The following is a 23,639-nucleotide window of genomic DNA, read 5'->3' on the forward strand; positions in this document are numbered from 1 at the left end:
GTGGGGGTGAACGAATTTTCGTTCACCGTGGAGCGTCTACCTCCCGAGGGCGACTGTCCCGCGGCCACACTGGGGCCGCCGCCCCGATAGCCAGCCAAATCTTTTCTCGACCTGGCCCGGTGTCAAGGATCGCCGAAGGCGACCGGCGAAGCCGGCGGCCGAAGGCCGTCCTTTACTCCGGGCCAGGTCGAGAAGACCCTCGAGAACGGGTCGGCGGCCCACGGCCGACGAAAAACACAGTCGCGAACCCGCGGCGAACCAAGACGGCCGAAGCCGCGTCACTCCACCCCGTGCCGCTTGATGAACGAAAGAATCTGCTCGGAGAGCTCAGGCCGGCACACGATGACATCAGGCAGGTAGACGTCGTCCTGGTTGTAGCGCAACGGCGAGCCGTCGATCCGAGACGTGAACAGCCCGGCAGCGGCGGCGACGGCCACAGGGGCAGCGGAGTCCCACTCGTACTGCCCACCCGCGTGGACGTACGCATCGGAGATGTCGCGCACGACCGACATCATCTTCACACCGGCGGATCCCATCGGCACCAGCTCGGCGCCGAGCTCCTCGGCCAGCGCCTCGACGAACGCCGGCGGGCGGCTGCGGGAGACGGCGATCCGGGGGCGGGTCGCGGTCGACGGCGGGACGACCGGAGCGGCACCGGTGTGGAAGGTGCTCTGCAAGGACGCGTCCGCGAGCGCCGGCTGTGCGACCGCACCCGCGATCAGCTCACCGCCGTTGGAGGAGCCCCACAGCGCCACGTGCACGGCCCAGTCGTCGCGCGGCGGCTCGGAGAACTCACGGGTCCCGTCGAGCGGGTCGATGATCCACACCCGGTCCTTGGTGAGCCGCTCCTTGGAGTCCTTGCCCTCCTCGGACAGGACCGCGTCCTCCGGACGGTATTCGGCGACGAGCTCCATCAGCAGCTCGTGGGCGGCGAGGTCACCGGCGTCCTTGAGCTCCTTGCCCTCGAGCCCGGAGGTGGCACGCACCTCGAGCAGCCGGCGGCCGGCGGTCTCGGCCAGCCAGGCGGCCAGCAGGTGGTCGGAGGCGAGGGTCTCGGGAGTGGGCACACCAGCTTCGAAGGTCACCCGCGGCACTCTAGCGAGACCGGCGCCCGGACCTGTACTGAGCCCGATATAGGACCAACCCGAGCCCGATCGCGGCGACCAGCGCCACCCCGGTCAGCACCGAGCGCACGATCAGCCCGGTCTTGGCCTGCTCGTGCTCGTCGGTGACCGCGTCGGCCATGGTCTCGGTCGCCTTCACGATGACCTCGCGAAGGCTCTGGATGTATTCCACGGCGCCGTCGGACCAGGTGCGTACGATCGGCTCCCCCTTCGACGCCGCCCGCATCTCCTTGGCGACCCCCTCGATGGTGCCCTTGGCGGCGACGTCGCGGACCGTACGCTGCGCCATCATCGCGCCCGAGCCCTTGTCGAAGGTGCCGTCGGAGACCCGGTCGAGCTCGGCCTGCAGCTCGGGCGAGGCGCCCGAGTAGAACGCCGAGGAGGCCTTCACCCACGCGGCCTCGGCGTCGGTGAGGTCCTTGACCGACTTGGTGCTGATCTCGTTCTCCGAGAGCGCCACGACCATGAGCTCGCGCTCGATGCTGAACGCCTCGGCTGCTGCCGTCAGGTTGCTGAGGTTGCGGATCTGGTCGGCGGTCTCGTCGTCCTCCAGCTCCGGCAGCTGCGCCGCGAGCATGAGCAGGTTGCTCGCCAGCCCGGTGTAGACCTCGCGGGCGGCGTCCTGGCTGGCCTTGTCGCCCTCCTGCATCTCGACCCGGTAGAGCTCGAAGTCGTCGAGCACCTCGGTGATGTCGTGGTGGAGCGCGCGCAGCTCGGCGTCGCCGTCGACGTCGATCTCGGCCGAGGCGGTCTGCCACTCCTCGACCGCGACGTCGGTGGTGTGCAGGTAGGTGGAGCGTACGTTGACCGGCGCCTGTGCGACCGGCTGCAGCGCGTCCCGCTCGAAGATCACGTCGACGGCGAGCTCGATGGTCTCCGGGAGCGACTCGCTGAGCGCGGCCGCCCGGCCCGTCTCCGAGGTGTTCTGGAAGGCGGCGAACGTCGCCCAGCCGCCGACGGCCACACCGACGAGGGCGACCGCCAGCAGGATGCTCAGCACCCGGCGACCACCGCCGGAGCGCTGCGCCGCCCGGACCCCGCCGGTCGGGATCGGACCGCTCGCGCCGATCTTCGCGAACCCACCGGTCGACCCGGTGGCGCCCGCGGCCGGGAACGAGCCGCTGCCGGCGTACGCCTCGAAGGCACCGGAGGTGCTGATCGGGCCGGAGGCGTGGGTCGCGCGCGACCTGGGCGCCTGCGCGTCGAAGACCGGCAGCGGACCCGAGCCGGTGAGTACCGCGACGACGTCCTGCGCCCTCGGCCGGCGCTCGGGCTCCTTGGCCATCATCATCGCGACCAGGTCGTCGATGATCCCCGGCACCTGGACGGTGTCGCTGACCCGCGGGATGGGCGCGGTGGCGTGCTGGTAGACCATCGTCGCCGGGGCGCCGCCGGAGTAGGGGGTGCGCCCGGTGAGCATCTCGTAGAAGACACAGCCCAGCGAGTAGATGTCGCTCGGCGGACCGACCTCGCCACCCGAGCCGCGCTCGGGCGAGAGGTAGCCGAGGCTCCCGACGACGTCGTGGGTGGAGGTCAGCCGCTGGTCGCCCAGCCGAGCGAGCTGGGCGATCCCGAAGTCGACGATCCGGATCCGGCGGTCGCTGTCGTAGACGAGGTTGGACGGCTTGATGTCGCGGTGGACGATCCCCTGGCCGTGGACGGCGGCGAGCGTACGCGCGGCCTGGACGATGACCTCGCCGGCCTCCCGGGCGACCAGCGGGCCGTGCGAGCGCAGGCGTTCGCCGAGGTCGGGACCGGTCAGGAGCTCCATGACGAGGAAGGCCATCGGCCCGTTGCCGGTGCGCTCGATCCCGGCGTCGTGGACCTGCACGGTCCCGGGGTGGCTGGCGGCCGCGGTCGAGAGCGACTCCCGACGGAACCGCTCGATCATGGTCGGGTCGGCCGACGTCCTCACGACCTTGACCGCGACCCACCGTTGCAGGGTGAGGTCCATGGCCTGCCATACCTCGCCCATACCGCCTCGCCCGATCAGGCGGTGCAGCTCATAACGGCCGGCAATCTTGGGGTGGGGGGAGGTTTGCATGGGGGACGTTCCCGTCGAGGATCCAGTTGTTCATTCGTGTTGGGTTGCTCACACAACGGCCTGGGAGTTTAGGGGACACTCACTAGTAGGCGCCAGAGCCACGCACAACGGCTTTAACCGTACGAACGACGATCCCGAAGTCCCGCAGAAGTGTCCAGTTGTCGACGTAGTCCAGGTCGAGCCTGACCGTGTCCTCCCAGGAGAGGTCCGAACGCCCCGAGACCTGCCACAGCCCGGTCAGACCGGGAGCAACCGCGAGTCGGCGATGAGAGTCCCGATCGTACATCGCCACCTCGCTGGGCAGTCCAGGCCTCGGCCCCACCAGCGACATCTGGCCCAGCACGATGTTGAACAGCTGGGGCAGCTCGTCGAGGGAGTACTTCCGCAGCACCCGACCCACCCGGGTCACCCGCGGGTCCGCGCGGAGCTTGAAGAGCACGTGTCCCGGCCGGTGGTCGAGGGTGCGCAGCAGCGACTCCGCGTCGACGACCATGGTGCGGAACTTCCAGATCCGGAACTGCTTGCCGTTGCGGCCCACGCGCACCTGCCGGAAGAAGACCGGCCCCTGCGAGTCGAGCTTGATCACGACCGCCATGACCAGGAACACCGGGAGGAGCACGGCGACGGCGGCCACCGCGGCCAGCCACTCCCACACGTACTTGGCGACCCGGGTCAGCCGGGCCCGCAGGGCCTCGTCGACGTAGAGAAGGGTCATCGAGCCGAGCCGCATCGAGGCCGTACGCTGCGGGGTGACGTCCTGCATCCGGGTGCTGACCAGCAGCGGGAGCCCGAAGGACTCGCTCGTCCAGGCCAGCCGCTGGATCTCGCGGCCGGCGAGGTCGGGCCCGGGAACGACCAGCACGGCATCGGGTGCGACCGAAGCGATCGCGCCGGAGAGCCCGTCGGCGCGGCAGACCGCCGCCGCCTCCATCAGGCCGCCGCTGAGCCGGTGGGTCCACTCCGGGATCGCCCCGTGGTCATGGGCGGCCTCGACCACGACGACCCGCAGCGGGTTGCGCGGCCGGGAGCTGAAGATGTAGCCGACCACCCGGAACGCGAGCGCGGTCACCAGCCCGAGGATCGTCTGCACGACCAGCTGCGCCTGCGGCAGCTCGACCACCGCACCCAGCAGCCAGGTGGCCATGCTCATCGCCATGAACGCCTTGAAGACCCCCGAGACCGTCGCCCGCAGGCGCTCAGCACCGGGCAGGATCTTCGGCGCGGTGATCCTGGTGGCCAGACCCCAGACCAGCCCCCACGCCAGCGCGTTGGCGATCTCCTGTCCCACGAGAAGCGGCGCCAGGACCATCAATGCCAGCCCGTCGAGCATCGAGGCCTGCAACCGAAGGGAGGGTGCCTTGGCGGACACCCTCCGGCGGTTGATGTCGAGCGGGACTACTGTCTCCACCGACGCCAGCTCTATCGTCATTCATCTCCCCCATGGCTGCTGGGCGCCCGAACGCTACTTCATGCCAGAACAATGCGGGACGGAAGCGATCGTTGGGGGCCGATGGGGGTCCGGTTAGACCAAATGAGGGAACCGGAACCCACTGGTCCAGACCAGTTGAGTCACTCCAGCGACTGCGGCGATCGCCAGCCGAGACGGTGCGCGAGACCGACCGCGGCGATCTGGGAGGTCACCTGGAGCTTGGCCAGGATCGACTTCACCTGCGTACGCACGGTCGCCTCGGAGACGACGCCGATGACGGCGATCTCGTGGACGGTGCGGCCGAGCATCAGGTGGCCGAGCACCTGCGACTCACGCTTGGTGAGCAGCTCGATGCGGCGGCTCAGCTCGGCGACCTCGTGCTGGCGCTCGAACCAGATCCTGATCAGCCGCTCGCGGTCGCTGACCGCGAGCACGCAGGCGCCCTGGTAGAGCCGCCTGACGGTGCCCAGGATCTCGCCGAGCGGGCGGGACTTGGACAGCACCGTGCGGGCACCGTTGCGCAGCGCCTGCCCCCAGCGCGCCTCCTCGATCGCGCCCGTCACGACGACCACGTCGACGCCGGCCTTGGCGAGCGGCTCGATGAGGCGTACGCCGTCGCCGTAGCGCCCGAGGTCGAGGTCGAGGAGCACGACCTTCGGCTTGTTGCGGAGCACGACGGAGACCATCGTGGCGGTGGAGACGGGCTCGCTGGGCATCGGGATGCGGCGTACGTCGTAACCCTCCATCGAGACGGCGAGCTCGAGCGACTCGGCGAAGAGGACGTGGTCCTCGACGATGACGACTCGGTACTGGCTACGCGGCGACAACGCCATCGGAGGCACCTTCGTTCTCTGCTCCGACCTCGGAGCGTTCGATCACTGCACTGGGAAGGGTGACCACGAAGGTCGTACGGTCCGAGGCGGCGAGGCGGAGCGATCCGCCCATCCGCTCGGCGAGGGTGCAGGCTTCGTTGAGCCCGATCCCCTGGCCGGCCGAGTCCGGGCCACGGACACCCCACTCGAAGATCCGGTCGCGCACCTCGGGGGCCACCCCGGCACCGTCGTCGGAGACCTCGATCACGACCATCTGGCCCGACTCGCCCGGCTCGTGCCGGACCACGACCTCGACAGCGCCGGAGCCGTGCTTGGCCGCGTTGTCGAGAAGAATGTTGACGATCTCCGCCGCCGCGTCCGAGCTGCCGGTGGCGAGCGCGTTGCTGCGATGGTGGACGACCGTGGTGCCACTGGCCTCGTGGGCCAGGGCGAGGTTGTGGATCACCGCGTCGACGTCGATCACGCCGTTGTCGACCGGCATCGTGTCGGCGCCGCCGCGCTGTGCCCGGACGAGACGCTCCAGACGCCTGAGCTCGCTGCCCATCATGGTCAGCATCGCTACCCGGCGCTCGGGGTCGAGCGTCTCGGAGTTGCACAGCAGCTCGCTGGCCGAGCGGACGCCGGCGAGGGTCGAGGTCACCTCGTGCATCCGGGCCCGCTGGAGACGCTGCGTCTCCCGCGCGCTGAGCAGGTCGAGGTAGATCTCGTCGGCCGCCTTCGCCTCCGCAGCGCACACGCGCCGGTAGATGCGTACGGCGCCGTGCACCAGGCCCGCGGATGCCGCCAGCGAGGTGGCGACGACGATCACCGTGAGGAGGATCCAGAGGACCGCTCCGTGGGAGTGGAAGGAGACCCAGGGGCCCTGGAGGACGGCGATGAGAAAGCTCTGGACGCCGATGAAGACGGCAGTCGTGGTTGCGTAGGCGGTGCCTAGCCAGCCCGAGTTGATCCGCTTGAAAATGGACGTAGACATACTGCTCCCCATGACGGGTCGGCCAGTGAGGTGTGAGTCCCCGAAGCGGGCCGTTGTCGGGCCCTTCTCCCCCAGCCCGAGTTGTCGGGCCGTCCCAATTTGAATGTTGTGACCGATTCCTTCGCTGAAGGAAACGTAATCAGCACGTTATCGCCGCGCGACCGCATTTCGGGGCAATACCGAGAATTGAGGAGTCAAAGATTTCCGAGGTCGTCCGCAATCTACAGTGCGGGAAGCGTTGTCCCAGGTCATCCCCAAACTTGGGGCACTGTAGAACAGGTTTCTGATCCCTGGCTGTGACCCACCAGACTACTGATACCCCCAGGGATATCTGGCAGGGCCCCCGAGACGACCGAACGGCGCACCAGACATGGCAGGCTCGACCGTACGACTCAGGGTCGCCGTCTCGGCCGACGAGACGATGACCATCGACGCGGTGAGGGTCACGCTCGACGAGCGCGGCATCATCGTGACGGCGACCGCTGCCACCGACGCCGACCCGGCCGAGCTCCTCGTCGGTGACCCCGCCGCCTGGCTGGTGGTCACCGACATCGACGAGTGGGCGCAGCTCGACCGGGTGTGCGCGCTCGTGCGTGGCGTACGCCTGCCGGGGGTCGCGCTCACCACCGCTCCGCGCGGCGGGCTGTGGGGTGCGCTGATCGAGGCCGGCGCGGTGGAGGTGCTGCCCGCCGACACCGACTCGGACAGGATCGAGGACTCCCTGCGCGACGCCGCGGAAGGCCGCCAGGGGCACTCCCCGGCGGAGGTCGAGGGTCTGGTCGCGCAGTGGCACCTGATGCGGGACGGGCTGGCACGGATGCGCCGCCTCGTCGGCTCGCTGACCGCACGCGAGCACGAGGTGCTCGAGCTGCTCTACGCCGGCACGCCCGTCGCCCAGATCGCGGACCGCTTCGGGGTGGCACAGACGACGGTGCGGACCCAGGTGAAGTCGATCCTGCGCAAGTTCGGCGTCGGCTCGCAACTGGCCGCGGTCGCGGCGTACGACCGGTTTCTGCGGCCGCCCAGGAGCTGACCCTAGGAGTTGAACCGCTGCTGGGTCTTCTCCAGGCCCTCGGTGATCAGCGTCTCGATGGCGTCGGCGGCCGTGTCGACCACGAACGGCAGCACCTTGCGCTCGGTGGTGGAGAAGTTGGAGAGCACGAAGTCGTGCACCTCCTGACGCCCGGGCGGGCGGCCGATGCCGACGCGCACCCGGTGGAAGTCGCCGGTCCCGAGAGAGGACCGCATCGACTTGAGGCCGTTGTGGCCGTTGTCGCCGCCGCCCAGCTTGACCCGCATCGTGTCGAAGGCGATGTCGAGCTCGTCATGGATGGCGATCACGTGGTCGGGCTGGACCTTGTAGAAGGTCGCCAGCGCCTTGACCGGCCCGCCGGACTCGTTCATGTAGGTCCGGGAACGGGCGAGCACGACGCGCGGGCCGGGCACCCCCGGGGTCGTACCCCGGAGGCGCCCTTCCACGACGTCAGCACGGCCGGACTTGTGGGCACGCCACTTGCTGCCCAGCCGGTTGGCCAGCTCGTCGGTGACGAGGTAGCCGATGTTGTGACGGTGTCCGGCGTACGTCGGCCCAGGGTTGCCCAGGCCGACGACCAGCCAGACGCCGTCGGTCATCAAGTCCGAGGTCACTCGGCGTCGGCGGCCTCAGCGGCCTCGGCGGCCTCAGCGGTCTCACCCTCGGCGGCCTCGTCGGCGACGGGCTCCTCGATGGTGCGGGCCTCGGTGATGTTGACGACCAGGGTCTCCGGGTCGGTCACCAGGGTGGTGCCCTTGGGCAGCTCGACCTGGCCGGCCAGGATCTGGGTGCCGATCTCGAGGCCCTCGATGCTGATCTCGAGGCTCTCCGGCACGTGGGTGGCCTCGGCCTCGACGGTCAGGGTGTTGGCGTCGGTGACGACCATGGTGCCGGAGGCGGCGTCGCCCACGACGTTGACGACGATGTCGACGGTGACCTTCTCGCCCGCGCGGACGGCGACGAAGTCGACGTGCTCGATGACACGGCGGACGTCGTCGACCTGGACCTGCTTGGTCAGGGCGAGCTGCTTCTTGCCGTCGATGTCCAGCTCCAGCAGCGCGTTGGCACCGTGGTGCTTGAGCGCCATCATGGTGGCGTGGCCCGGCAGGGTCAGGTGGATCGGGTCGGCGCCGTGGCCGTAGACGACCGCCGGAATCTTGTTCTCACGGCGGATGCGGCGAGCGGCACCCTTGCCGAACTCGGTGCGCTTCTCGGCGACGATCTTCTCGCTGGACATGCGTTGAACTCCTCGATGAGTGGTGCTGACGTCAATGGCGCCCGGCTGGTCCAACGAAGGCCGTGCGACGAAGGCACGGCGTCCCTTTGAGGAGACGTCCACCTTGTCGATCACGGAGCGCGAGGCGCTCCCTCGCCGAGGCAACTGCCACAGACTATCCCCGGATCACGCTCACAGCGAAATGCGCGCGCGTGCTGACCTGCGAGGACGTACGTTGGAGGTCGTGTCCCTCACACTCGACGAGGCCCGCGCGCGGGCCGGCGTGATCAGCTCCGTCTCCTACACCCTCGATCTCGACCTCACCGGCCTCGAGACCTTTCGGAGCCACAGCCGGGTCCGGTTCGCCTCCACGGCGACCGAGACGTTCCTGGACCTGAAGGGCGCGCTCTCGGTGTCGCTGGTCGTCAACGGGGAGGCGGTCGAGGCTGCGTACGACGGTGCGCGGGTGGGTCTGACCGGGCTGTCCGAGGAGGCGGTCAACGAGGTGGAGGTGACCGCGACGCTGCCGTTCACGACCGACGGCGACGGGATGCACACGTTCACCGATCCCGTCGACGGGTCGCGCTACGTGTCGGCCTACCTGGGCATGGACAACGCCTCGAAGGTCTTCGCCTGCTTCGACCAGAACGATCTCAAGGCGTCGTTCTCGGTCGCGGTCACCGCCGACCCGGCCGACACCGTCCTCGCCAACGGGGCCGTCGTCTCGCACGACGCCGGCCGCTGGGTCTTCGCGGCCACTCCCCCGATCCCGCCGGCGCTGCTGGTGGTCGCCGCCGGCCCGTGGCACTCGGTGCGCTGGTCACACGCGGGGCTCGACTTCGGCTGGCACGCCCGGCGGTCGCTGGCGACCGAGCTCGACCGGGACGCGGAGGAGCTGCGGCGTACGACCGAGGCGTGCTACGCCCACTACGCCGATCTCATCGACGAGCCCTACCCCTTCGACTCCTACGACCAGGTCTTCGTGCCCGGGCTCAACTGGGGTGCGCAGGAGATGCCGGGGTGCGTGACCTACCGCGACGAGCTGCTGCCGCGCGGCGCGATCACCGACGCCCAGCGCGCGATCCGCGCGGTGATCATCGCCCACGAGATGTCCCACATGTGGTTCGGCGACTCGATGACGATGACCTGGTGGGAGGACACCTGGCTGCAGGAGTCGTTCGCCGACTACATGGGCTACCGGGTCGCCGAGGCGGGTGCCGGCTTCTCGGACCTACGGGTCGAGGTGGAGATCCGCAGCAAGCCGTGGGGCTACCGCTCCGACGCGCGCCGCTCCACCCATCCGGTGGCCCCGCTGGCCGAGGACGTACCGGACGTGGACACCGCCGCCACCATCTTCGACGGGATCTCCTACGCCAAGGGCGGCGCCTGCCTCGTGCAGCTCGCGTTCTGGCTCGGCGACGAGGAGTTCATGGCCGGGGTCAACCGTCACCTGACCCGCTTCCGCTTCGCCAACGCCACCCTGGCCGACTTCGTCGAGTCGCTCGCGGAGACCTCGTCGAAGGACATACGCGGCTGGGTGGAGGCCTGGCTGCGGCAGCCGGGCTTCGACACCGTGTCGGTGCGGCGCGACGGCGACGTACCGGTCCTGGTGCGCGAGGGAAACAGGCCGCACGCGTTCACGGTCGCCGGCTACGACTCCTCGCTCCGGCTCGTCGGACGCCGGCGGGTGGAGCTCGGTGCCGACCCGATGCCGCTGCCGGAGCTCGCCGGCCATGTCGTCGTGCCCAACGCCGGTGGCGAGACCTTCGCCGCGCTCCGGCTCGACCCGGAGTCGTGGGAGGCGCTCTCCGACGGGCTGTCCCGGGTCGAGGACCCGCTCGTGCGCGCCGTGCTCTGGTCCTCCGCCGCTCTCCAGGTGCGCTCGCGCGACCTCTCCGCCGACGAGTTCCTCGACCTGGTCGAGACCCATCTGCCCGCAGAGAGCCGAGCGGACATCATCGAGGGCGTGCTCTCGGAGGCCAGGTCCGTGGTGATCCCGCATCGGGTGCCTGCCTCGCGCGCCGCCGGTGCGGTGGCGCGGGTCGCCACCGCGGCCGCCGCGGGCCTGAAGGCCTCCGAGGACGACGAGCAGCGCGCCCTGGCCTGGGCCACCGCGCTGGCCGCGACCAGCGCCGACGCCGGGTTGCTGCGCGGCTGGCTCGACGCCGACAAGGTCGCCACCGGGATCGCGCTGCTGCCGACCACCCGCTGGGAGGCGGTCGCGCGCCTCGCCGCGCTCGGTGAGGCCGACGCGCGCTTCATCGCCGCCGAGCGCGACCGCGACGGCACCGTCGAGGGAGACCTCGGGGCGCTTCGCGCCCTCGCCGCGCGACCTTCGACGATCGCGAAGGACGCCGCCTGGGAGGCGATGCTCGCCCCCGGGGTCGACAACCGCCGCTTCGGTGCGCTGGCGTCGGGGATGTGGATCGCGGAGCAGGCCCACCTGCTGCGTCCCTACGTCGCCGCCTATCTCGCCGAGGCGCCGAAGCTGGCCACCCGTGGCCAGGCCTTCGCCCTCGAGGTCGGCCGCGCCTTCCCGCGGATCGCTCTCGACGCCGGCCAGCTCGATGCGCTGCGAGCAGCGCTGGCCGACGGCGTACCGACGATCCTGCGGCGTTCCTGGGAGGACCACTTCGACGACCGCGAGTAGCGACCACTAGCCTCTAGGCGCCCTCGACCCCCACACCTGAGGACGGCCATGAAGAAGTCGCGCATCTGGCTCGGCGTCGGGATCGCGTTCGTCGTTCTCGTCGGCGCCGTCACCGGCACCGGCTGGTACCTCGCCCACCGCCTCGACGACCAGGTCCGGACCGTCGACGTCTTCGGCGGGCTCGAGGAGCGTCCGGAGCCCGCCACCGACGCCGCGGGCGCGATGAACATCCTGCTGCTCGGCACCGACGGTCGCACCGGCGGCGAGGCCACCACCGGCAGCGAGGCCACCGCGTCGTGGACCCCCGGTGAGCAGCGTGCCGACACGATGATGCTGCTCCACCTCAGCGCGGACCGCCGCTCGGCCTCGGTCGTCTCGATCCCGCGCGACGCCTGGGTGCGGATCCCCGGCCACGGCAAGGCCAAGGTCAACGCCGCCTTCTCCCAGGGTGGGCCACGACTCAGCGTGCAGACGGTCGAGAAGCTCACCGGCGTACGCATCGACCATGTCGCCTGGGTCGACTGGGCCGGCTTCGAGGAGATCGGCGACCTCCTCGGCGGCGTCGAGGTCTACATCCCCGAGACCGTCCACGACTCCGCGCGCCACCGCACCTGGACCAAGGGCAAGCACCTGCTCACCGGCGAGGAGGCCCTGCTCTACGTACGCCAGCGCTACGGCCTCCCCGGCGGCGACCTCGATCGGGTGAAGCGCCAGCAGTACGTCCTGCGCTCCATCCTCCGCGGCCTGCGGCAGAGCGTCGACCCGAAGGACCCCAAGAAGGCCTACGACCTCCTCGACATCATCACCCGCCACCTCACCGTCGACTCCGGCTTCTCCGGCGGCGACCTCCGCGGCCTGGCCCTCGATCTCGCCCGGATGCCATCCTCGGACCTGACCTTCTTCACCGCGCCCGTTTCAGGGCTGGGACGGGAGGGGAAGCAGAGCGTGGTCTATCTCGACGCCCGCAAGGGGCGGAAGCTCTGGACCGCGGTGCGGGAGGATGAGGTGTCAGGTTGGCTGGACTCGAACCCTGAGGTCTTGACGGGGCGGACAGTTAGCTGACGGGCCGTCGTTGGTTGGGACTGTTTGCCGCCGACCCTTGTTTGGAGGGTGTTCTCGGCGGCGAACGAATTTTCGTTCACCGCGGAACACTCACCAACCCCGAAGAAGCCTCAGGCGTGACCGTCGAACATCGAGGTCACCGAGCCGTCCTCGAAGACCTCGCGGATCGCACGCGCGACCATCGGGGCGATGGAGAGCGTGGTGAGCTTGTCGAACTGCTTCTCCTCCGGCACCGGGAGGGTGTTGGTGATGACGACCTCGGTGGCGGTGGAGTTCTTCAGCCGGTCGACGGCCGGGTCGGAGAGGATCGCGTGGGTGGCGCAGATGATCACGCCGGCCGCACCGTCGGCCATCAGCGCGTCGGCGGCCTTCACGATCGTGCCACCGGTGTCGATCATGTCGTCGGTGAGGATGCAGATGCGGTCCTTGACCTCACCGACGACGCGGTTGGCGACGGTCTCGTTGGGCCGGTTGATGTCACGGGTCTTGTGGATGAACGCCAGCGGCGCCCCACCGAGCCGCGCGGCCCAGCGCTCGGCGACCTTGATCCGGCCGGCGTCGGGAGAGACGACCGCGAGCGGCTGGTTGCCGTACTTGTCCTTGATGTAGTCGGTCAGCAGCGGCAGCGCCATCAGGTGGTCGACCGGGCCGTCGAAGTAGCCCTGGAGCTGGTCGGCGTGGAGGTCGACGGAGATGATCCGGTCCGCACCCGCGGTCTTGAACATGTCGGCGACCAGACGGGCCGAGATCGGCTCGCGACCGCGGTGCTTCTTGTCCTGGCGGGAGTAGCCCCAGAACGGCATCACGACGGTGATCCGCTTGGCCGAGGCGCGTTTGAGCGCGTCGACCATGATCAGGTGCTCCATGAGCCACTGGTTGATCGGCGCCGTGTGCGACTGGATCACGAACGCGTCCGAGCCGCGCACCGACTCCTCGTAGCGGACGTAGATCTCGGAGTTGGCGAAGTCGTAGGCCGAGGTCGGCGTCAGCTTCGTACCCAAAAGGTCGGCGACCTCCTCGGCGAGGACCGGGTGAGCCCGGCCGCTGAAGAGCATCAACTGCTTCTCGGTGGTGCGCTTGGTCATGTGCTGGCTCCTACCCCCGGGGTCACTGCACTTGGATTGTCCATCAACATCGCCGCCGCGCCCAACCCCGGCGGTTACTCGCCGGTCGCCGAGGGTTCACCGAGGATCGGTACGCCCGCCTCGAGCGCCTCCTCGGCCGCCGCCGCCTGCGGCGTGCCTGCCCTCTTCGCCAGTGCCCATCCCTCGATGATCCGCTGCTGACCTGCGGAGACGGCCAGCGCACCGGGCGGAACGTCCTCCCGGATGAGGGCCTCGCCACCGGTCGTCGCACCGTCTCCGACGACCACCGGCGCGACAAAGGTCACACCGGATCCGGACTTCACGTGGCGCCCGATCCGGGTCTTGTGCTTGTTGACCCCGTCGTAGTTGGCGAAGATCGTGCCGGCCCCGATGTTGGAGCCCTCCCCGATCGTCGCGTCGCCGACGTAGGACAGGTGCGGCACCTTGGCGCCGGGGCCGATGGTGGAGTTCTTGACCTCGACGAACCCGCCGATCTTCCCCTCCTCGCCGAGCACCGTGCCGGGGCGCAGGTAGGAGAACGGCCCCACGTTGGCACCCGGTCCGACGACGGCGAGCTCGGCCTGCGTACGCACCACCCGGGCGCCGTGGCCGACCTCGGTGTCCTTCAGCGTGCAGTCCGGACCGACCACCGCGTCCTCGTCGATCCGGGTGGCACCGATGAGCTGGGTGCCGGGCAGGATGGTGACGTCGGGGGCGAGCTCGACGTCGGCGTCGATCCAGGTCGTGGCCGGGTCCATGACCGTGACCCCGTCCTTCATCCACCGGGTCACGATCCGGTCGTTGAGGATCTTCCCGAGCGCGGCGAGCTGGGCCCGGTCGTTGGCGCCCTCGGCCTCGGTGACGTCGTCGAGGACGAACGCGTCCACCGCCAGCCCGTCGGAGACCGCCAGCGCGATCGCGTCGGTGAGGTAGAACTCCTTCTTGGCGTTGTCGTTGCCGATCCGGGGCAGTACGCCGGCGAGGAAGGCCCCGTCGAAGGCGATGATCCCCGAGTTGATCTCGGTGATCGCCCGCTCCTCGTCGGTCGCGTCCTTCTCCTCGACGATCCCGCTGACGCCGCCGTCACCGCGCAGGATCCGGCCGTAGCCGAAGGGCTCCGGGACGATCCCGCTCAGGATCGTCGCGGCCCGGCCGGCGGACTCGTGGTCGGCCACGAGCGCGCGCAGCGACTCACCGCGCAGCAGAGGGGTGTCGCCATAGGTCACCAGGACGGTCCCGCCGGAGACCGCGCCGGCCTCGACCGCGACCCGCACCGCGTGGGCGGTGCCGAGCTGCTCGGTCTGGACGGCGATCACAGCCTCGGGGAGGATCTCGGCGATGTGGGGCTCGACCAGCTCGCGCTGGTGGCCCACGACCGCGACGACGCGGGACGCCCCGGCCTCCGAGACCGCGGCCAGGACATGGCCCACGAGACTCCGGCCCGCGATCTGGTGGAGCATCTTGGGAGTCTTGGACTTCATCCGGGTGCCGCCACCGGCGGCCAGCACGATCACGGTGAGCTCGCTCATGTTGGCTCAGTCTAGGGCGCGGGTTCCCGGAGCCGAGCCGGGGTCAGCGGGTGCCAGGGATCGGCGATCCCTGGCTGCGCGCGAGCGTGCACCGCATGATGGTCGCCATGGACCGCGCCTCGCTCGCCGACTTCCTCCGCCGCCGCCGTGAGGCCCTTCGCCCGCAGGACGTCGGCCTGGTCGCCGGGCCTCGTCGGCGTACGCCCGGCCTGCGCCGCGAGGAGGTCGCGGCGCTGACCGGGATGTCGACCGACTACTACGTCCGCCTCGAGCAGCAGCGCGGCCCGCAGCCCTCCGACCAGATGCTGTCGGCGCTCGCCCGGGCGCTGCGCCTGAGCATCGACGAGCGCGACCACCTCTACCGGCTGGCCGGGCACAACGCCCCGCGGCGTACGTTCGACGACGGCCACGTCGCCCCGGCGCTGCTGCGTGTGCTCGACCGGCTCGAGGACACCCCGGCGATGATCATGTCCGCGCTCGGCGAGACGCTGGTCGCGAACCGGCTCGCGGTCTCGATCTTCGGCGACCGCCCGGCGCTGACCGGCTGGGACCGGTTCGAGGCGTACCGCTGGTTCACCGACCCCTCGACGCGGGACGTCTACCCGCCCGAGCTCCACGACCGGCACGGCCACGGTCTGGTGGCGACCCTGCGGGTGGCCTACGGAGCCATGGGTGAGCGATCCCGCGCCGGCGACCTCGTACGCCTCCTGGAGACCCGCTCCGAGGAGTTCCGCGAGCTGTGGGAACGGCACGAGGTCACCTACCGCTTCGAGGACCACAAGACGCTGCTGCACCCACAGGTCGGCCGGATCGACGTCGACTGCCAGGTGCTGACCACCCAGGACATGGGCCAGGCGCTGCTGGTGCTGACCCCCGTGCCGGGCAGCGAGGCGGAGGAGAAGATCCGGCTGCTCGCGGTGCTCGGCCACGAGGAGTTCAGCCCGAGCTAGAAGACGGGCTAGGAGGCGCCGCCATTGCCGAGATCGAGGACGAGGACGGCCATGTCGTCGGAGGGCGGCGTGCTGGAGAAGTCGGTGACCGCGCGCAGCAGGCGGTCCGCGACGGCCTGGGCGCCGGCGCCGATGCCGGCGGCGAGGACGGCCTCGACCCCGGCCTCCTCGAACATCGGCTCCCCCGCACGCCGTTCGAGGACACCGTCGGTGACGACGACGAGCCGGTCGCCGCGGGCCACCGTCACCTCCTCCTCGATGTAGTCGACCGCGTCGAGCACCCCGAGGAGCGCCTGCGGGCGGCCGATGCGGCGCGCCGGGACGCCGGGCCGGGCGCGGGTGACCAGGAACGGCGGCGGGTGGCCCGCACAGACGAGCCGCACCCGGAACCGGGAGGCCGCGGTGACCTCGATCGTCCCGCACACCATCGTGACGAACCGGCCCCGCGGTCCCTCGTCGCAGATCGCGGAGTTGAGCCGTTCCAGGGTCGGCGCGATGGGGATGCCGGCCCGCATCAGCGCTCGAACCGTGTGCCTCGACATCGCCGCGACCGCCGCGGCCTCCGGCCCGACACCGCACACGTCGCCCATCATGAAGCCCCAACGGCCGGAGCCGAGCGTGAAGATGTCGTAGAAGTCGCCGCCGGCGTCGTTGAACTCCCCAGTCGGCTCGTAGCCCACCCCGATGTCGACTCCGGGGATCTCCGGCAGGACCGCCGGCAGCAGGCTGCGCTGCAGCGACTGACCGATGTCCTGGAGCTCGGTGTGGGCTCGGGCGTTGTCGATGGCCAGCGCCGCCCGGCGGGACACCGACTGCGCGACCAGCAGTCGCTCGCGGCGCAGCGGCTGGCCCTCGGGCCTGCCGAGGGTGAGCCAGCCGATGATCCGGTTGCGCGCCTCCAACGGGAGGATCGCCACCTCACCGGGAAAGTCCGGCTCGGCGGGGGCCTCGCGACCGTCCGGCGCCGCGTCCTCCAAGGCCTTCTGCAGCGCGTCGAGCTGGTGCTCGTCGGCGTGCCAGGCGAACTGGAGGCAGGGCTGCTCGCGGGCATCGTTGAGATAGATGCCGCACCACGTCGCCAGCCGGGGCACGATGATCTGCCCGGTCATCGCCGTCGTCGCCTCCAGGTCCAGCGACGAGGCCAGCATCACGCTGGCCTCCCCCTGGAACGCGAGCCAGGCGCGACGCTCGCTGTCCGCGGCCCGGGTGGAGGCCCGGTCGACGCTGGGCGCGGCCCAGTCCGCGACCCGCTGCAGCTGCGCGCCGTCCTCGGTCGTGAAGCTGCCCGGCTCGGCCCGGCCGACCGCCAACGTGCCGATCACCCGTCCGTCGAAGGCCACCGGCGCGGTCACCAGCGAGCGCAGCTCGAGGTCTCGGAGCAGCTCGACCGGGGTGGCGCGGAGGTCGCCGATCGACAACGGCCGGAACGACGCCTTGAGGGTGGGCGCTCCGGCCTCGCCACGACGTACGCTCCGCCCCTCGATGGGAGCCGCCGACCCGCTCGTGGCGGCCACCACGAACCGGTCCTCCATCTCGTCCTCGAGCAGGAGGTACGCCGCATCCGCACCGAAGCGCTCCATGGTCTGCTCCACGACCAGCTCGAGCATGTCCGCGAGCGGGAGCTGGTTGAGGGCCAGCCCGCTCAGCCCCAACGGATCCTGGCCGGCGCCCGCGGCGGCTCCGCGGCGGCGTACGGCCTCGTCCTCCGGGCCGTCACCCGCAGGGGCTTCGGCGGCGATAGGCTCCGTGACCAGCGCGAACGCCGCCCACACCCGCTTGTGGTCCTTGCGGTACTCCACTCCCCAGGCCGTCGACAGCGCCGAGGTGATGAGCAGCCCACGACCGTGCTCGCCCGTCCCAGGCCGGGCGTTGGCGCCGACCGGGAGCACTCGGGTGGGGTGCTGGTCGAACACGTCGATGCGGAGCCGGTCGACCTCGCGTACGACCGCCACCGTCATCGGGGTGCCGGCATGGGTCACCGCGTTGGTGACCAGCTCGCTGGTCAGCAGGACAGCGTCCTCGAGGAGGTCGTCGAGACCCCATTCGGCCAGCACCGCCCGCGCGAAACGGCGCGCTTCGGAGACCGACGTAGGTGCCGGTTCGAAGGTACGCGAGAGCGTCTTGACTCCGGTGCTCATGGTCAACGCCGATTCTGCACCCGTTTGCCCCCAGAAAGGGACTGATCAGGCCAAGGTAACGGAACGCATGTCAAGGAATTACCAGAATCGGTGGTGAACGGGCATTTGTCAGTCATGACGGGCCGCGGGATGCGACACTGCAGCAGACGCGCGATTTCAGCGCGAGAGGAGGCGAGATGCCCTCATCGCCGGACACGTCGGCGGATGCACCGACCGACACCACGCGCCCCGCGCAGGTGCCGGTCGACCCGGTCGTGCTGCGCCAGCTCAAGGACGCCATGACCGCGGTGCGCGACGGCATCTTCACCGGACGCCTCGAGCCTGTCGACGGCCCGCTCGGTGACCTCACCTCGCTCCACAACGAGATCGCCGAGCGGCTGAGCCACCTGACCGGCGAGCTGGCGCGCGTGCGCCGCGAGGCGGGCCGCGACGGCCATCACGACGAGCGGCTCCGGCCGAGCATCGGCGGCGGCGCCTGGGCCGGGGCGGTCGAGGACGCCAACAACCTGGTCGCCGACCTGGCCCGCCCCACCGCCGACGTCGCCCGGGTCGTCGCCGCAGTCTCCGCCGGCGACCTCACCCAGACGATGGACGTACGCAACGGCAGCCGCGCCCTCAAGGGCGACCCGCTGCTGGTCGCCAAGAGCGTGAACGGCCTGGTCGCCCAGCTCGCCACGATCACCGAGGAGATCGCCCGGGTCACCCGCGAGGTCGGCACCGAGGGCAAGCTCGGTGGCCGCGCGCGGGTGCGCAACGCCACCGGCACGTGGCGCGACCTCATCGACGCGGTCAACACGATGTCCTCGCGGCTGACCGCCCAGGTCCGTGACATCGCAGAGGTCACCACCGCGGTCGCCAACGGCGACCTGTCCCGCACGGTGACCATCGAGGTCTCCGGCGAGATGGCGCAGCTCAAGGACACCGTCGACCGGATGGTCGGCCAGCTGTCCTCGTTCGCCGCCGAGGTCACCCGCGTCGCCCGCGAGGTCGGCACCGAGGGCCGGCTGGGCGGTCAGGCCGACGTACGCGGGGTCTCCGGCACCTGGCGCGACCTGACCGACTCGGTCAACACGATGGCCTCCAACCTGACCTCCCAGGTGCGCGGGATCTCCTCGGTCGCCAAGGCCGTCGCCCGTGGCGACCTCTCGCAGCAGATCACGGTCACCGCGCGTGGTGAGGTCGCCGAGCTCGCCGAGACGCTCAACTCGATGACCGCCACCCTGCAGACCTTCGCCGACGAGGTCACCCGCGTCGCCCGTGAGGTCGGCACCGAGGGCCGGCTGGGCGGTCAGGCCGAGGTCCCCGGCGTCGCCGGCCGGTGGAAGGACCTCACCGACTCGGTGAACTCGATGGCCTCCAACCTGACCAACCAGGTCCGCGACATCGCCCAGGTCACCACCGCCGTCGCGGGCGGCGACCTCTCACAGAAGATCACCGTCGACGTACGCGGCGAGCTGGCCGAGCTCAAGACCACCGTCAACACCATGGTCGACCAGCTTTCCGCCTTCGCCGACGAGGTGACGCGTGTGGCCCGCGAGGTCGGCACCGAGGGCATGCTGGGCGGCCAGGCCGAGGTGCCGGGCGTCGGCGGCCGGTGGAAGGACCTCACCGACTCGGTCAACTCGATGGCGACCAACCTGACCAACCAGGTCCGCAACATCGCCCAGGTCACCACCGCCGTCGCGGGCGGCGACCTCTCACAGAAGATCACCGTCGACGTACGCGGCGAGCTCGCCGAGCTCAAGACCACCGTCAACACCATGGTCGACCAGCTCTCCGCCTTCGCCGACGAGGTCACCCGTGTCGCCCGTGAGGTCGGTGGCGAGGGTCAGCTCGGCGGCCAGGCAGCGGTGCCCGGTGTCTCCGGCACCTGGCGCGACCTGACCGACTCGGTGAACTTCATGGCCGGCACGCTGACCGCCCAGGTCCGCAACATCGCCCAGGTCACCACCGCGGTCGCCCGCGGCGACCTGAGCCGGCAGATCACCGTCGACGCGCGCGGCGAGATCCTCGAGCTCAAGTCGACCATCAACACCATGGTCGACCAGCTCTCCTCCTTCGCCGACGAGGTCACCCGCGTCGCCCGCGAGGTCGGCACCGAGGGCCGCCTCGGCGGCCAGGCCGACGTCCACGACGTCTCGGGCACCTGGAAGGACCTGACCGACTCCGTCAACTCGATGGCCTCCAACCTGACCTCCCAGGTCCGCAACATCGCCCAGGTCACCACCGCCGTCGCCCGCGGCGACCTGACCCAGAAGATCACCGTCGACGCCCGCGGCGAGATCCTCGAGCTCAAGTCGACCATCAACACCATGGTCGACCAGCTCGGGTCCTTCGCCGACGAGGTCACCCGTGTGGCCCGGGAGGTCGGCACCGAGGGTGCCCTCGGCGGCCAGGCCCAGGTGCCCGGCGTCGCCGGCACCTGGCGCGACCTGACCGTCTCGGTGAACTCGATGGCCTCCAACCTGACCAACCAGGTCCGCAGCATCGCCCAGGTCGCCAAGGCGGTCTCGCAGGGCGACCTGTCGCAGAAGATCTCCATCGAGGCCCGCGGCGAGGTCGCCGCCCTGGCCGGCACCCTCAACGCGATGGTCGACACGCTGCGTACCTTCGCCGACGAGGTCACCCGTGTCGCCCGCGAGGTCGGCACCGAGGGATCGCTGGGCGGCCAGGCCCACGTACGCGGCGTGGCCGGCACCTGGAAGGACCTCACCGACTCGGTCAACTCGATGGCGTCCAACCTGACCTCCCAGGTCCGCAACATCGCCCAGGTCACCACCGCCGTCGCCCGCGGCGACCTGACCCAGAAGATCACCGTCGACGCCCGAGGCGAGATCCTCGAGCTCAAGTCCACGGTCAACACCATGGTCGACCAGCTCTCCTCCTTCGCCGACGAGGTCACCCGCGTCGCCCGTGAGGTCGGCACCGAGGGCAAGCTCGGCGGCCAGGCGGAGGTCGCCGACGTCTCCGGCACCTGGCGCGGCCTGACGGAGAACGTCAACCAGCTCGCCTCGACGCTGACCACCCAGCTCCGCGCGATCGCCGAGGTCTCCGCCGCGGTGACCCAGGGCGACCTCAGCCGGCAGATCACTGTCGGCGCCGAGGGCGAGGTCGCCGAGCTGAAGGACAACCTCAACGAGATGATCGACTCGCTCCGCGAGACGACCAGGGCCAACGAGGACCAGGACTGGCTCAAGACCAACCTGGCCCGGTTCACCGGCCACATGCAGGGCGGTCGCGACCTGCTCGAGGTCGCCCGGCTGATCGTCTCCGAGCTCACCCCGCTGGTCGGCGCCCAGCACGGCTCGATCTTCCTCACCGACCAGACGCCCGAGCAGAGCGGCCCGAAGGTACTGCGCCGGATCGCCGCCTACGGCTATCAGCCTAGCCCCGACGTCCCCGACGTCTTCGCCGTCGGCGAGGGCCTGGTCGGCCAGGCGGCCTACGACCGCCAGCCGATCATCGTGCGCGACGTCCCGGCCGGCTTCCTGCGGATCTCCTCCGGCCACGGGTCGGCGGCCCCGACCTCGATCGTGGTGCTTCCGGTGGTCTTCGAGGAGAAGGTGATCGGCGTCGTCGAGCTGGCCTCCTTCCGGCCGTTCAGCGCCGTCCACATGCAGTTCCTCGAGCAGCTCGCCGAGTCGATCGGGGTCTCGCTCAACGCGATCATGGCCAGCTCCCGCACCGAGGAGCTGCTGGTCGAGTCACAGCGCCTCGCCGCCGAGCTCCAGGACAAGCAGGACGAGGGCGAACGCCAGCAGGTGGAGCTGCAGCAGACCAACGCCGCGCTCGAGGAGAAGGCCCGCCAGCTCGCCGACCAGAACCAGGCGATCGAGATCAAGAACCTCGAGATCGAGGAGGCCCGGCGCGGCCTGGAGGAGCGCGCCGAGCAGCTCGCCCTCTCCTCGCGCTACAAGTCGGAGTTCCTGGCCAACATGTCGCACGAGCTGCGTACGCCGCTCAACTCGCTGCTCATCCTGGCCCGGTTGCTCTCCGACAACGTCGACGGCAACCTCAACGCCCGCCAGGTGGAGTACTCGCGCACCATCCACGGCGCCGGCACCGACCTCCTCCAGCTGATCAACGACATCCTCGACCTGTCCAAGGTCGAGGCCGGCAAGATGGACGTCCACGTCACCGACGTGGACGTGACCTCGGTGGTCGAGTACGTCGAGGCGACCTTCCGGCCGCTGACCGCCGAGAAGGACCTCGACTTCATCGTCAGCGTCGACCCCGACGTGCCCCGCCTGCTGCGCTCGGACCAGCACCGTCTGCAGCAGGTGCTGCGCAACCTGCTCTCCAACGCGGTGAAGTTCACCGACAGCGGCGGCGTACGCCTGCTGATCCGCAACGCCTCGGGCGAGCGCTTCTCGACGCGCAGCCTGCAGCAGGCCGACGCGGTGCTCGCCTTCTCGGTGATCGACACCGGCATCGGCATCCCGCCGGAGAAGCTGAAGGTCATCTTCGAGGCGTTCCAGCAGGCCGACGGCACCATCAGCCGCAAGTTCGGCGGCACCGGCCTGGGGCTGTCGATCAGCCGCGAGGTCGCCCACCTCATCGGCGGTGAGATCCAGGTCAAGAGCGAGCCCGGCCACGGCAGCTCGTTCACGCTGTACGTCCCGAGGATCAGCTCCGACCTGATCGACGCCCAGCCCGCGACCGCCCTCGGCGACCAGGACTCGTCGTCTCGGAGTCAGCTCCAGCTGGAGACGCCTGGCCGGAGAGCAGACCAGCTCCTGCTGGTCCTCAGCGGCGGCAGCGACGAGTCCGGCCCCGGCACCAGCGCCGTGGTGGAGGCCCTGTTCGGGTCGGTCGACGAGGTCGAGACCGTCTTCGGGTCCTCCCCCGAGGAGGCCCAGGCGGTCCTGGCCGACCGCGAGGTCGACTGTGTGGTGCTCGACCTTCCCCTGGCCGAGGGTGGCTTCGACGTGCTCCGCTGGATGCGCACCCACAAGCGCTCCAAGGACATCCCGGTCGTGCTGAGTAGGGTCGGCGAGGTGACCAAGGCTCAGCAGAACCGGCTGGACAGATACGCCGAGGCGATGACCCTGAAGACCCCGGCGACCACCGAGGAGGCCATCGACGACGTGAGCGTGCTGCTGGGTCGCACCGGGATGCAGCTCCCCCGGGCGTACGTCACCGAGCCGACGGACACCACCGGCCAGTTCGTGGGCCGGCGGATCCTCATCGTCGACGACGACGTACGCAACGTCTTCGCGCTCACCAGCGCGCTCGAGCAGCACGGCATCGACGTCCTCTACGCCGAGTCCGGCGAGGCCGGGATCGAGGCGCTGCAGCGGGAGCCGGGTGTCGACCTCGTCCTGATGGACATCATGATGCCGGGCATGGACGGTCTGACCGCGATGCGCCTCATCCGCGACATCCCGCAGTTCAAGAGCCTGCCGATGATCGCGCTCACCGCCAAGGCGATGACGGGCGACCGCGAGGACAGCCTCGCCGCCGGTGCCTCGGAGTACATCACCAAGCCCGTCGACGTCGCCGACCTGCTCTCGCTGTTCCGGGTGTGGCTTCCATGAGTGAGCGCCGGCGAGGGACAACAGGATTCAGGCCGC

The 23,639-nt window shown here is 70.2% G+C and carries 15 protein-coding genes; 5 read left to right on the plus strand and 10 right to left on the minus strand.

The features are described 5' to 3' along the window. Positions 1-278: 278 nt before the first annotated feature. The 5 genes from ACWZJV_RS08900 to ACWZJV_RS08920 all read right to left on the minus strand — a co-directional run bounded on the left by ACWZJV_RS08900 (position 279) and on the right by ACWZJV_RS08920 (position 6,403). On the minus strand, positions 279-1,085 hold the full coding sequence (locus ACWZJV_RS08900) for a 3'(2'),5'-bisphosphate nucleotidase CysQ (protein ID WP_457181185.1): 807 nt from the start codon (positions 1,083-1,085) through the stop codon (positions 279-281). Positions 1,086-1,095: 10 nt separating this feature from the next. Next, positions 1,096-3,168, minus strand: a complete 2,073-nt coding sequence (locus tag ACWZJV_RS08905) for a protein kinase domain-containing protein (RefSeq protein ID WP_457181186.1) — start codon at positions 3,166-3,168, stop codon at positions 1,096-1,098. Between the two features lie 82 nt (positions 3,169-3,250). Next, complete coding sequence (locus ACWZJV_RS08910) at positions 3,251-4,576, minus strand: exopolysaccharide biosynthesis polyprenyl glycosylphosphotransferase (RefSeq protein WP_457181187.1); 1,326 nt, start codon at positions 4,574-4,576, stop codon at positions 3,251-3,253. A gap of 161 nt (positions 4,577-4,737) precedes the next feature. Continuing rightward, complete coding sequence (locus tag ACWZJV_RS08915; protein ID WP_008361195.1) at positions 4,738-5,430, minus strand: response regulator; 693 nt, start codon at positions 5,428-5,430, stop codon at positions 4,738-4,740. Beyond that, positions 5,411-6,403 (minus strand): sensor histidine kinase, encoded by a 993-nt coding sequence (locus tag ACWZJV_RS08920; protein WP_040756018.1) that lies wholly within the window; start codon positions 6,401-6,403, stop codon positions 5,411-5,413. The genes ACWZJV_RS08915 and ACWZJV_RS08920 overlap by 20 nt, the downstream gene beginning before the upstream one ends. A 370-nt stretch (positions 6,404-6,773) precedes the next feature. Between ACWZJV_RS08920 and ACWZJV_RS08925 the strand changes: the two genes are divergently transcribed. Further along, positions 6,774-7,436 carry a helix-turn-helix transcriptional regulator gene (locus tag ACWZJV_RS08925; protein WP_008361193.1) on the plus strand — a complete coding sequence of 221 codons (663 nt, stop codon included), beginning with the start codon at positions 6,774-6,776 and terminating at the stop codon, positions 7,434-7,436. Positions 7,437-7,438: 2 nt separating this feature from the next. On the opposite strand, the gene pth is transcribed toward ACWZJV_RS08925, so the two are convergent. Continuing rightward, entirely contained in the window at positions 7,439-8,035 is a 597-nt protein-coding gene (gene pth, locus ACWZJV_RS08930) for an aminoacyl-tRNA hydrolase (RefSeq protein ID WP_040756195.1), read from the minus strand. A gap of 11 nt (positions 8,036-8,046) precedes the next feature. Then, entirely contained in the window at positions 8,047-8,673 is a 627-nt protein-coding gene (locus tag ACWZJV_RS08935) for a 50S ribosomal protein L25/general stress protein Ctc (RefSeq protein ID WP_008361191.1), read from the minus strand. 223 nt (positions 8,674-8,896) lie between these two features. On the opposite strand from ACWZJV_RS08935, the gene pepN reads away from it, so the two are divergent. After that, the gene (gene pepN, locus ACWZJV_RS08940; protein ID WP_196872881.1) at positions 8,897-11,302 is read left to right on the plus strand and encodes an aminopeptidase N; all 2,406 of its coding nucleotides are present in this window, start codon (positions 8,897-8,899) and stop codon (positions 11,300-11,302) included. A 48-nt stretch (positions 11,303-11,350) separates the two neighbouring features. Continuing rightward, positions 11,351-12,364 (plus strand): LCP family protein, encoded by a 1,014-nt coding sequence (locus ACWZJV_RS08945; RefSeq protein WP_457181188.1) that lies wholly within the window; start codon positions 11,351-11,353, stop codon positions 12,362-12,364. A 110-nt stretch (positions 12,365-12,474) separates the two neighbouring features. Here the strand turns inward: ACWZJV_RS08945 and ACWZJV_RS08950 are convergent, their stop codons facing one another. Together ACWZJV_RS08950 and glmU are read right to left on the minus strand one after the other, a co-directional pair. Beyond that, positions 12,475-13,449 (minus strand): ribose-phosphate diphosphokinase, encoded by a 975-nt coding sequence (locus ACWZJV_RS08950; RefSeq protein WP_008361184.1) that lies wholly within the window; start codon positions 13,447-13,449, stop codon positions 12,475-12,477. Between the two features lie 74 nt (positions 13,450-13,523). Beyond that, positions 13,524-14,978 carry a bifunctional UDP-N-acetylglucosamine diphosphorylase/glucosamine-1-phosphate N-acetyltransferase GlmU gene (gene glmU / locus ACWZJV_RS08955; protein ID WP_008361182.1) on the minus strand — a complete coding sequence of 485 codons (1,455 nt, stop codon included), beginning with the start codon at positions 14,976-14,978 and terminating at the stop codon, positions 13,524-13,526. 95 nt (positions 14,979-15,073) lie between these two features. On the opposite strand from glmU, the gene ACWZJV_RS08960 reads away from it, so the two are divergent. Next, positions 15,074-15,928 carry a helix-turn-helix transcriptional regulator gene (locus tag ACWZJV_RS08960; protein ID WP_457181189.1) on the plus strand — a complete coding sequence of 285 codons (855 nt, stop codon included), beginning with the start codon at positions 15,074-15,076 and terminating at the stop codon, positions 15,926-15,928. A gap of 8 nt (positions 15,929-15,936) precedes the next feature. On the opposite strand, the gene ACWZJV_RS08965 is transcribed toward ACWZJV_RS08960, so the two are convergent. Further along, positions 15,937-18,066 (minus strand): SpoIIE family protein phosphatase, encoded by a 2,130-nt coding sequence (locus tag ACWZJV_RS08965; RefSeq protein ID WP_457181190.1) that lies wholly within the window; start codon positions 18,064-18,066, stop codon positions 15,937-15,939. A 176-nt stretch (positions 18,067-18,242) separates the two neighbouring features. On the opposite strand from ACWZJV_RS08965, the gene ACWZJV_RS08970 reads away from it, so the two are divergent. After that, positions 18,243-23,603, plus strand: coding sequence for a HAMP domain-containing protein (locus ACWZJV_RS08970; RefSeq protein WP_457181191.1), 5,361 nt, complete (start codon positions 18,243-18,245; stop codon positions 23,601-23,603). Positions 23,604-23,639 lie beyond the last annotated feature (36 nt).

It is taken from the genome of Nocardioides sp. WG-D5 (genome assembly GCF_054031175.1).

What these genes read in the sequence shown, in the direction of transcription:
- ACWZJV_RS08905 (WP_457181186.1), bottom strand. Translation starts at nt 3,168, where the DNA reads ATGCAAACCTCCCCCCACCCCAAGATTGCCGGCCGTTATGAGCTGCAC.
- ACWZJV_RS08915 (WP_008361195.1), bottom strand. Translation starts at nt 5,430, where the DNA reads ATGGCGTTGTCGCCGCGTAGCCAGTACCGAGTCGTCATCGTCGAGGAC.
- ACWZJV_RS08920 (WP_040756018.1), bottom strand. Translation starts at nt 6,403, where the DNA reads ATGTCTACGTCCATTTTCAAGCGGATCAACTCGGGCTGGCTAGGCACC.
- ACWZJV_RS08925 (WP_008361193.1), top strand. Translation starts at nt 6,774, where the DNA reads ATGGCAGGCTCGACCGTACGACTCAGGGTCGCCGTCTCGGCCGACGAG.
- pth (WP_040756195.1), bottom strand. Translation starts at nt 8,035, where the DNA reads ATGACCGACGGCGTCTGGCTGGTCGTCGGCCTGGGCAACCCTGGGCCG.
- ACWZJV_RS08935 (WP_008361191.1), bottom strand. Translation starts at nt 8,673, where the DNA reads ATGTCCAGCGAGAAGATCGTCGCCGAGAAGCGCACCGAGTTCGGCAAG.
- ACWZJV_RS08945 (WP_457181188.1), top strand. Translation starts at nt 11,351, where the DNA reads ATGAAGAAGTCGCGCATCTGGCTCGGCGTCGGGATCGCGTTCGTCGTT.
- ACWZJV_RS08950 (WP_008361184.1), bottom strand. Translation starts at nt 13,449, where the DNA reads ATGACCAAGCGCACCACCGAGAAGCAGTTGATGCTCTTCAGCGGCCGG.
- glmU (WP_008361182.1), bottom strand. Translation starts at nt 14,978, where the DNA reads ATGAGCGAGCTCACCGTGATCGTGCTGGCCGCCGGTGGCGGCACCCGG.
- ACWZJV_RS08960 (WP_457181189.1), top strand. Translation starts at nt 15,074, where the DNA reads ATGATGGTCGCCATGGACCGCGCCTCGCTCGCCGACTTCCTCCGCCGC.
- ACWZJV_RS08965 (WP_457181190.1), bottom strand. Translation starts at nt 18,066, where the DNA reads ATGAGCACCGGAGTCAAGACGCTCTCGCGTACCTTCGAACCGGCACCT.
- ACWZJV_RS08970 (WP_457181191.1), top strand. Translation starts at nt 18,243, where the DNA reads ATGCCCTCATCGCCGGACACGTCGGCGGATGCACCGACCGACACCACG.